This window comes from Streptomyces sp. NPDC104581 (assembly GCF_055583685.1).
The window spans coordinates 50,144-56,712 of sequence record NZ_JBVJNN010000044.1 but is presented as its reverse complement, the minus strand read 5'-3'; the positions used below and the strand labels follow the sequence as shown (position 1 = coordinate 56,712).

The following is a 6,569-nucleotide window of genomic DNA, read 5'->3' as shown; positions in this document are numbered from 1 at the left end:
CCCGCGTTTTTTTCCCTCTCCCTTCCCCCCTCTCCCCCCCCCCCCCCCCCCCCCCCCCCCCCCCCCCCCCCCCCCCCCCCCCCCCCCCCGCTCCAGTGTTGAGGCTCCAAGCCGAGGTCAGACCTCGACGACCACGGGCAGGATCATCGGGCGTCGGCGGTAGGTGTCCGATACCCACTTCCCCACCGCTCGCCGTACCAGCTGCTGGAGTTGGTGCGGCTCGGCGACGCCGTCCGACGCCGATTTCCCGATGATCTCCTCGATCTTGGGGATGACGGCGGCGAAGGCGGAGTCCTCGATGCCGGATCCGCGCGCCTGGATATGCGGACCGCCCACGACCTTCCCGGTCGTCGAATCCACCACCAGGAACACGGAGATGATGCCCTCGTCGCCGAGGATGCGGCGGTCCTTGAGGGAGGTCTCGGTCACGTCTCCGACCGAGAGACCGTCGACGTACACGTAACCCGCCTGGACCTTGCCGACGATTCTGGCCCTGCCGTCGACCAGGTCGACGACCACTCCGTCCTCGGCGATGACGATGTGGTCCTTCGGGACCCCCGTCAGCGCGCCCAGTTCGGCGTTGGCGCGCAGGTGGCGCCACTCGCCGTGCACCGGCATGAGGTTCTTCGGCTTGCAGATGTTGTAGAAGTACAGGAGTTCGCCGGCCGAGGCGTGGCCCGAGACATGGACCTTCGCGTTGCCCTTGTGGACAACGTTGGCGCCCCAGCGGGTCAGGCCGTTGATCACGCGGTAGACCGCGTTCTCGTTGCCCGGGATGAGGGACGACGCCAGGATCACCGTGTCACCGGGGACGATCCTGATCTGGTGGTCGCGGTTGGCCATGCGGGAGAGCGCGGCCATCGGTTCGCCCTGTGAGCCGGTGCAGACGAGCACGACCTCGCTGTCCGGCAGGTCGTCGAGCGTCTTGACGTCGACGACGAGTCCGGCCGGGACCTTCAAGTAGCCCAGGTCCCGTGCGATCCCCATGTTCCTGACCATGGAGCGGCCGACGAAGGCGACCCTGCGGCCGTACTCGTGGGCCGCGTCGAGGATCTGCTGGATGCGGTGGACGTGGCTGGCGAAACTCGCCACGATGATCCGCTTCTGGGCACTGGCGAAGACCTGCCGCAGGACGTTCGAGATGTCCCGCTCGGGCGGGACGAAGCCCGGCACCTCGGCATTGGTCGAGTCGGAGAGCAGCAGATCGATGCCCTCCTCGCCGAGTCTCGCGAAGGTCGGCAGGTCGGTCAGCCGGCGGTCCAGCGGGAGCTGGTCCATCTTGAAGTCGCCGGTGTGGACCACCATTCCCGCGGGGGTGCGGATGGCGACGGCCAGCGCGTCCGGGATCGAGTGGTTGACCGCGACGAACTCGCAGTCGAACGGGCCGATGCGCTCGCGGTGGCCCTCGGTCACTTCGAGGGTGTACGGGCGGATGCGGTGCTCTTGGAGCTTGGCCTCGATGAGGGCGAGGGTCAGCTTGGAGCCGATGAGGGGGATGTCCGGCTTGAGCCGGAGGAGGAAGGGGACACCACCGATGTGGTCCTCGTGGCCATGGGTGAGGACGATGCCCTCGATGTCGTCGAGGCGCTCACGGATGGTGGTGAAGTCCGGGAGGATCAGATCGATGCCCGGCTGCTCCTCTTCGGGGAAGAGGACGCCGCAGTCGACGATCAGCAGACGGCCGTTGTATTCGAAGACCGTCATGTTGCGGCCGATTTCGCCGAGGCCACCGAGCGGGGTGACGCGCAGGCCGCCCTTGGGCAGCTTCGGCGGGGCGCCGAGTTCGGGATGCGGATGACTCAAAAGACTCTCCTCACCACACACGCCACGTACCGGTGAGGCACGTGGCGCGCATGACATTCGTGCACTTGCTGTCGCACTTGCTTGTTGTCCGAGTGGGGCCGAATGCCCTGTACTTTCGGTGTTCGGTTATTCAGTTGTGAAGTCCGGGTTATTCGGTATCCATGGAACCTGGTCCATGGATCCTGTTCGTGAAGGCGGCGCCTCGATCAGAGTTCTACCCCGCCGGCTGCGAGATCGATCTTGAGCTGCGCCGTCTCGTGCTCCGTGAGCTCGACGAGCGGCAGCCGCAGCGGGCCGGCCGGCAGCCGCTGAAGGGTGAGCGCCGCCTTGGTGGTGATGACTCCCTGCGTGCGGAACATGCCGGTGAAGACGGGGAGCAGCTTCTGGTGGATCTCCGTGGCCTTCTGGACGTCGCCGGAGACATGGGCGTCGAGCATCGCGCGCAGTTCCGGTGTGACCACGTGGCCGACGACGGAGACGAAGCCGATGGCGCCGACCGCGAGGAGCGGCAGGTTGAGCATGTCGTCGCCCGAGTACCAGGGGAGGCCGCTCTGCGCGATGACCCAGCTGGCTCGGCCGAGGTCACCCTTGGCGTCCTTGTTGGCGACGATACGGGGGTGCTGGGCGAGACGGATGAGCGTCTCGGTGTCGATGGGCACGCCGCTTCGGCCGGGGATGTCGTACAGCATCACCGGCAGTTCCGTCGCGTCGGCGATGGCGGTGAAGTGCCGGAAGAGGCCCTCCTGCGGGGGCTTGTTGTAGTACGGGGTCACCGCGAGCAGGCCGTGCGCGCCGGTTCGTTCGGCGGTGCGGGCGAGCTCGACGCTGTGCCGGGTGTCGTTGGTGCCGATGCCGGCGACGACATGGGCGCGGTCTCCGACCGCCTCCAGGACCGCCCGTACGAGCTGGTCTTTCTCCGCGTCGCTGGTGGTCGGGGACTCACCGGTGGTGCCGTTGATGATCAGGCCGTCGTTGCCTGCGTCCACCAGATGGCTGGCGAGTCGCTGGGCGCCGTCGAGATCGAGCGCGCCTTCCGCCGTGAAGGGCGTGACCATGGCGGTGAGGACCCGCCCGAAGGGGGTCTGCGGAGTGGAGATCGGAGCCATGGGTAACACGCTACTCGCTGCTCGGCTCGGCGTGTCCCCTCGGGGGCACACGGGCAGGTCGTGGGCCCGTGGTGCCTGTACGGGCCCCGGGGTGACGGGCGCCGTGGGACTGCCCGTGACTCTCGGTGACGGACCCCTGGAGGGGCGGTGTACGGAGCCCGGCACTGACTGCTCGGGGGTTCAGGCAGTGCCGGGTCCGTCTGATCAGCCTAGATGAACTACTCGAAACGCCGCAATCCGGACACTGGCCGCCCCAGTGGCACATCTGTGCGCAATGCCAGCCCTGCGGGGCCCGCGACGCGCTACGGCGCCACCCTGCCGTTGCCGTTGAAGGCGGCGTGCGTGAGCGGCATGAGCCGCGCCCACTGCTCCTCCATCTTCTCGCCGACCATCTCGATCTCCCGCTGCGGGAAGGACGGGACCCTGGCCGCCTCGTGCTGGGTGCGCAGCCCGAGGAAGTGCATCAGAGAGCGTGCGTTGCACGTCGCGTACATCGACGAGTAGAGGCCCACGGGCAGCACCGCGCGGGCCACCTCGCGGGCGACCCCGGCCGCCAGCATCTCCTGGTACGCCTCGTACGCCTGGCGGTACGACTCCGTCATCGTGCGCTCGGTGAGGTCCTGCTGCTCCTGGGTGCCGTCGACGAAGACGTACTTGCCGGGGCGGCCCTCCTGGACGAGCTTGCGCGAGGCGTCGGGGACGTAGAAGACGGGCTGGAGCTCCCGGTAGCGCCCGGATTCCTCGTTGTAGGACCAGCCGACCCGGTGCCTCATGAACTCGCGGAAGACGAAGATCGGGGCGCTGATGAAGAAGGTCATCGAGTTGTGCTCGAAAGGGCTGCCGTGGCGGTCGCGCATCAGGAAGTTGATGAGGCCCTTGGAACGCTCGGGGTCCTTGGAGAGCTCCTCCAGCGACTGTTCGCCGGCCGTGGAGACGCGCGCGGCCCACAGGACGTCAGAGTCACCCGCGCTGTGCTTCACCAGGTCGACGGTCACCTCACTGCGGAAGCTGGGCTTGGTCTCGGCGGAGATCTCACTCACCGGGCGGGGTCCTTCCTGTCACGTCCAAGGGGCGGCGCCCACTCTACGACCAGGCACTCCGGCCACTGGCGACGACTCCGGTCACCCGCGGCACCGTACGAGTGGACATCCCCGACGCCTTTCCGCAGGTCGTGCTGTTGTTCGTCAATTCGGCGAAATCGGGCACCAAATGACCGTGCCACGCGTCTGACTCAGTAGTGGCGTCCGGGCACTTCACCCGCAGCCGACCCACCTCTCCCCCGCACGACCGCAAGGAGTTCACTCCCATGTTCCGCCGGCGTGAAGCCGTCCCGTTCGCATTCGTCGCCGAGGCCGACCGCTTCCGCAGCAACATCACTCCGCCTCCCAGGCAACGGATCAGCCGGTCCGAGCTGATGAGTCGCACACTCGTCGGGCTGGTCATCGCGGCCGGGCTCACCGGTTCGCTGCTGTTCGGGCTGCCGTCCCTCGAATCGGGCCGGCCCTCCGGGCAGACACAGCAGCCCACGGCGTCCCAGGGCCGCTGACCCGTCCGGCCCCCCTGAGTGGTCCTGCCCGGGTGCTCCTCGATAACCTCAGCCAGCACCGCCCGATCGAGCGTGCTTGTGAGTGAGGATCAGTCGTGCCCCTGCCCTTCCTGACGGCCGACCGTGCGTTTGACGCGACCGGCGACGACGTCGCGCTCCCGTTCGACGACCACGACAGCTGGCGCCGCCCGTACCGTCCCGGACCGTGGCGGGTGGGCGCGTCCGCGCTGCTCCTGCTGCTCGCCTCGTTCGTGCTGCTCGCGACGATGATCATCGCGTTCGCCGGGGCGACGTCCGGCGCCGCCGTATGTCTCGGTATCGCGCTGGTGGTGATCGCCGTCGCACTGCGACTGCTCCGGGTGGGCGCGTGGGTCAGTCTCCACGGCGTACGGCGCGTGGGTCTGCTCACGACGAAGACCGTGCCGTGGAGAGAGGCCGCGGAGGTGCGCACGGTGCAGCAGCCGGTGCGCTGGCTGGGGCTGCCGCGGACGGTGCAGGGGCAGGCGCTCCTGCTCGTGCTCCATGACGGCGAGAAGCGGCTGCTGCTCACGGACCACAACGCGGACTTCCTGTCGCGACCCGAGGCCTTCGACCGGGCGGCGGACACGGTCGAGGCGTGGGGCGACGAGTACCGCCGGGGCTGAACCGGCGCACCGTAGTCGCGAGTTGGCCGCGGGCATGGTCCCCGGAACGGAAACCGAACGAACGCCGGTTGGACGTCGGCCGGGCATCGGCGGGGCATCGATCGGGCGCCTCGTGCCAGGTGCCGACGGGGCGGATCGCGCGGGACCGACCGGTCCGTTGGAGCTGATCGACCGAGGGCGCCGCGAAGTCGCGGCGCCCTCGCCGCATCCCGTCCGGGGCTCAGCTCCGCGTCACTCCGCGGCCGTCGCCGGGTTCGCCCCGTGCAGCGCGATGGCGTGGCGCATCGCCTCACGGGCCCTGGGAGTGTCGCCGGCGTCGCGGTAGGCGACCGCGAGACGGAACCAGCAGCGCCAGTCCCCCGGAGTGTCCTCGGTCTCGGCACGGCGGGCGGCGAACACGGCGTCCGCCGAGGCCCGGTCGACGCGGCCGCTCGCGGTGCGCGCCAGTTCGTCGACCGGCAGGCCGCCCTCGGCGTCCAGCTCGGCGGCGAGCCGGTTGGCCCGCTGGACGAACCGGGTGTTCTGCCAGAGGAACCAGGCCCCGATGGCCGGCAGCACCAGCACCGCGATCCCGAACGTGACGGTCAGCGGCGTACCGATGCCGATGAGCGCGACGCCGCGGCCGCCGGCCAGGACGAAGTAGCCGACGAGGACGGTGGCCATGACGAAGTACATGATCTTGGCGCGCACGGTGGTCAGTCCGGCAGGTTCAGATCGAGGAAGTGTTCCAGGCCGAAGGTGAGGCCCGGTGCGGTGCCCACCCGGCGGACACCGAGGAGGATTCCCGGCATGAAGCTGCTGTGGTGCAGGGAGTCGTGGCGGATGGTGAGGGTCTCCCCCTCGCCGCCGAGCAGGACCTCCTGGTGGGCGAGCAGCCCCCGGAGGCGTACGGAGTGCACCCGGACCCCGTCGACGTCCGCGCCGCGCGCCCCGTCCAGCGCCGTGACCGTGGCGTCGGGCTGGGGCGGGGAGCCGGCCCGGGCGCGGGCGGCGGCGATCAGCTGGGCGGTGCGGGCGGCGGTGCCCGAGGGGGCGTCGGCCTTGTTGGGATGGTGCAGCTCGACGACCTCGGCGGACTCGAAGTAGCGGGCCGCAGCCTGCGCGAACTTCATGGTGAGGACGGCGCCGATGGAGAAGTTGGGCGCGATGAGCACGCCCGTCCCCGGGGAGGCCGCCAGCACCGTCTCCAGCTGCCCGAGGCGGTCGTCGGTCCAGCCGGTGGTGCCGACGACGGCGTGGATGCCGTGGCGTACGAGGAAGTCGAGGTTGCCCATCACCGCGGTGGGAGTGGTCAGTTCGACGGCGACCTGGGCTCCCGTGTCGACGAGGGTCTCCAGTTTGTCGCCGCGCCCGAGGGTGGCGACCAGTTCCATGTCGTCGGCGGCCTCGACGGCCCGTACGGCTTCGGAGCCGATCCGGCCGTTGGCGCCGAGAACGGCCACCCGCAGTTTGGTGCTCATCGCTCTGCTT

7 protein-coding genes are annotated in these 6,569 nt (G+C 69.4%); 2 read left to right on the top strand and 5 right to left on the bottom strand.

Annotation, left to right across the window (positions count from 1 at the left end; translation table 11 throughout):
* Window positions 1–117: 117 nt before the first annotated feature.
* From ACZ61E_RS27535 to thyX, 3 genes are all read right to left on the bottom strand, one after another.
* A complete protein-coding gene (locus ACZ61E_RS27535; protein WP_469702593.1) occupies window positions 118–1,803 on the bottom strand; it encodes a ribonuclease J in 1,686 nt (561 codons plus the stop codon).
* A 206-nt stretch (window positions 1,804–2,009) separates the two neighbouring features.
* Window positions 2,010–2,909 carry a 4-hydroxy-tetrahydrodipicolinate synthase gene (dapA, locus tag ACZ61E_RS27530; protein ID WP_469702591.1) on the bottom strand — a complete coding sequence of 300 codons (900 nt, stop codon included), beginning with the start codon at window positions 2,907–2,909 and terminating at the stop codon, window positions 2,010–2,012.
* 302 nt (window positions 2,910–3,211) lie between these two features.
* Window positions 3,212–3,949 carry an FAD-dependent thymidylate synthase gene (gene thyX / locus ACZ61E_RS27525; protein ID WP_469702589.1) on the bottom strand — a complete coding sequence of 246 codons (738 nt, stop codon included), beginning with the start codon at window positions 3,947–3,949 and terminating at the stop codon, window positions 3,212–3,214.
* Between the two features lie 266 nt (window positions 3,950–4,215).
* On the opposite strand from thyX, the gene ACZ61E_RS27520 reads away from it, so the two are divergent.
* Both ACZ61E_RS27520 and ACZ61E_RS27515 read left to right on the top strand, forming a co-directional pair.
* Entirely contained in the window at window positions 4,216–4,455 is a 240-nt protein-coding gene (locus tag ACZ61E_RS27520; protein ID WP_469702588.1) for a hypothetical protein, read from the top strand.
* Window positions 4,456–4,550: 95 nt separating this feature from the next.
* On the top strand, window positions 4,551–5,099 hold the full coding sequence (locus tag ACZ61E_RS27515) for a hypothetical protein (RefSeq protein WP_469702586.1): 549 nt from the start codon (window positions 4,551–4,553) through the stop codon (window positions 5,097–5,099).
* A gap of 231 nt (window positions 5,100–5,330) precedes the next feature.
* Here ACZ61E_RS27515 and ACZ61E_RS27510 read toward each other — a convergent pair whose 3' ends face one another.
* Window positions 5,331–5,789, bottom strand: coding sequence for a tetratricopeptide repeat protein (locus ACZ61E_RS27510; protein WP_469702584.1), 459 nt, complete (start codon window positions 5,787–5,789; stop codon window positions 5,331–5,333).
* A gap of 5 nt (window positions 5,790–5,794) precedes the next feature.
* Window positions 5,795–6,559 carry a 4-hydroxy-tetrahydrodipicolinate reductase gene (gene dapB / locus ACZ61E_RS27505; protein WP_469702582.1) on the bottom strand — a complete coding sequence of 255 codons (765 nt, stop codon included), beginning with the start codon at window positions 6,557–6,559 and terminating at the stop codon, window positions 5,795–5,797.
* Window positions 6,560–6,569 lie beyond the last annotated feature (10 nt).